Origin of the sequence: Enterorhabdus sp. P55, assembly GCF_009911695.1 — a bacterium.
GTDB lineage: Bacteria > Actinomycetota > Coriobacteriia > Coriobacteriales > Eggerthellaceae > Enterorhabdus.
The window spans coordinates 1-2,635 of the sequence record NZ_QWKK01000185.1; the positions used below are offsets into that span (position 1 = coordinate 1).

The 2,635-nt window shown below is 71.7% G+C and carries 2 protein-coding genes; both read left to right on the forward strand.

All coding sequences use genetic code 11. The annotated features are described in order from the left end of the window. The first annotated feature begins 303 nt into the window (after nt 1-303). A complete protein-coding gene (locus tag D1643_RS10570) occupies nt 304-831 on the forward strand; it encodes a hypothetical protein (RefSeq protein WP_160710574.1) in 528 nt (175 codons plus the stop codon). A gap of 935 nt (nt 832-1,766) precedes the next feature. Next, entirely contained in the window at nt 1,767-2,279 is a 513-nt protein-coding gene (locus D1643_RS10575) for a single-stranded DNA-binding protein (RefSeq protein ID WP_160710575.1), read from the forward strand. Nucleotides 2,280-2,635 lie beyond the last annotated feature (356 nt).

The following is a 2,635-nucleotide window of genomic DNA, read 5'->3' on the forward strand; positions in this document are numbered from 1 at the left end:
ACCCGCCCCCGCCCACGGCGTGCGCCCCCGCCCCCTACGCTTGCCCACAGCCCGGCGCCCCCCGCTCGTTTCCCGCGCCTCCGGCGGGGCCCGCGGGGCGGGGCGGCTCCCCGCCGCTCCTCGCGCGGCCGCCGGGGGAGTGTTTCACGTGAAACATCCTCTTCGCGGTGGCCTGCGTGCGGGAAACCAGTAAACTGCTGCACAGCGACGGAGCGCGTGTTGCCTGCGGGCCGCGCGCGATTGCCCTCTGTGGGCGAGTGGGCGCGGCCGCGTAGCGGATCCGCGTCGAGAAAGGAGGCCGCCATGGCCGATCGTGAGATCGAAAACGACTCCCAGGAAGTCCCCGAGATTCCCGAGATTCTCGAGAAGGTGCTGCTGTTCTCCCTCGATGAGGCGAAGGAGAAGATGTCCCAAGGCGCCGAGGTCATCCCGTTCACGGCCCTGGTGGTCAAGGACAACCTCTTCATCGAGTCGCATCCCGGCGAGACCGCCGAGGAGTGCTTCAACTTCGCCGAGCACACGGTGAAGGGCGCGCGTGGGGCCGATGCCTACGCGCTGTGCTACGACGGCTACATTGATACCGACGACGGGCAGAAGGACGCGCTCATCGCGGAGGGAGGCGTCCCGGGCGAGGACGAGGGCTTCGCCGTGGGCTTCCTCTACGCCATCGAGGGCGAGGAGCCGGTGTTTGAGGACGAGCCGGTGTTCATCGGCGCGGCTCCCAACTTCATGGGCTCCCTTAAGGATGCTTCCGAGTATGGCGACGATGAGATCGACGAGAAGTACCTGGAAGACGCCCCCGAGGACGAGCCGGAGCCCGAGGCGCTGTAGCCCCTGCTCGCCAGATACGCTCCCAGCACCCACGAAAACGTCGGCCCCGCGCCGGCGTTTTTTTGTGCCCAAGCGCAGGGAACGAATGTTTCACGTGAAACATCTCGGAAAGCACCGCAAGAACCCCGCCCGCCGCCCCGGGCGCTCGACTCGACGGGCGACGACGACGGAGGCGACGACGGAGGACGGCCGTCGCGACGGGTGATGGAGGCGCCAGCCGGGAGCAGAGCGCAGCAGCGCCGGCGAAGGGCGGAGACGCGGACGGACAGCCCGGCATCGCGAGCGGCGACGAAAGGGGCCGCCGCTGCGACGATGCGCCGGCTCGCCACGACGAGGCAGCGACGGGAAAGGCACTCGATCCGATAGGGCGGCGATGGGACGTGTCGCCGCGGCGGTGGAGCGCCGACGGGGCGACGACGGAGTGTGCCGCCGTGCCGACGGGATGACGACAAAGTGTGTCGCCGTGACGACGGGGCGGACCCCCGACCCGACGGGGCGGCGTCAGCGGGGGACGCCTGCCGTGACAGGGCGGGGCTCGCGGTGCGGTGGGCCGTGCGGTCGGGCCGACGGGGTGGCGACGGGGGCGGAGCTGGGGGAGGAGTGGCGGCGCGAGGGGGCGACCGGGCGTAGCGGGGCGGGGCAGGGCAGCGGTTTCGCGCGGATGAGGACGAGGACGCCTCGCCGTTCTGGCGTCGGCGGGGGCGGTTAGGGTGGCAGGAGCCTCAGCGGATGGCGGCGGATCGACGGATGACGAAGGCAAATGACGGAGAGCCGGATCCTGACCGCCCCGCCAGAGGCGCAGCCCCCGCAGGGAGGCGGAGTCGGGCCTCGTGTCAGATGCTCCGTCTCCCGTCTGCTCGGGGGCTCCACGCAGACGCGCCCGCGGGCGCACGACGAGGCGCCGGCCCCGCGCGCGGCGCGGAAAGAGGCACGACATGGGCATCAACAACGTAATCATCAGCGGCAACCTGACGCGTGACGCAGAGCTGCGCGTCACCCAGAGCGACTGGAAGGTGCTCGGCTTCGGCGTGGCGGTCAACGACTACCGCCTGAGCCGCGAGACCGGCGACTGGGAGGAGTACCCCAACTTCGTCGACTGCACCCTGTTCGGAAACCGCGCGGCTGCGCTTCACCGGCACCTTCGCAAGGGCACGAAGGTATGTCTGAGGGGCCGTCTCCGCTGGAGCTCATGGGAGAAGGAAGGCGCGCGCCGCTCCAAGCTGGAAGTGGTAGTCGACGAGCTGGAGTTTCTCTCGCCCCGCCGCGACGACTTCGTTCCCGCCCCCGCATCCGCTTCTGTCCCCTCTGCTCCCGCCCCCGCATCCGACCCCGCCCCTGCTCCCAATTCGGCTCCTCCCGCCCCAGCTCCCGCCCCCGCTTCCGACGACGGCGCTCCTTGCGGCGAGCCTCCGTCGTCAGGCGTCTACGACGAGCGGATTCCCTTCTAGCATCCGCGTCCGGCGCTTCACAACGAGTCAGGCGCCTTTCCGCCCAGGCGGCGGGGAGGCGTCCGACCCGCGCTGAGGGCACGGGGTATCGGCGACCCAATGCGGCTGAAGCCCGCGCCCCGCCTCCGTCCGCGCCGAGCCCCCCGGAGCCTGGCGTAGCGCCGCCCCTCCGTCCGTTGCCAGCCTCGGCCTCCGCCTGTGCCCAGTCTGCCGGCCCCGCGCCCGCCGCCGGCACCTGGCGCAGTACTGTCGGGATCAGCTCCTGCCGCCAGCCCGGGCCGCCCCCCTCGCCGCAGGCCCCGCCAGCCTCGGCCCCGCCCCCCGTTCTCGCGCCCCAGCCCCGCCGCGCATCCAGC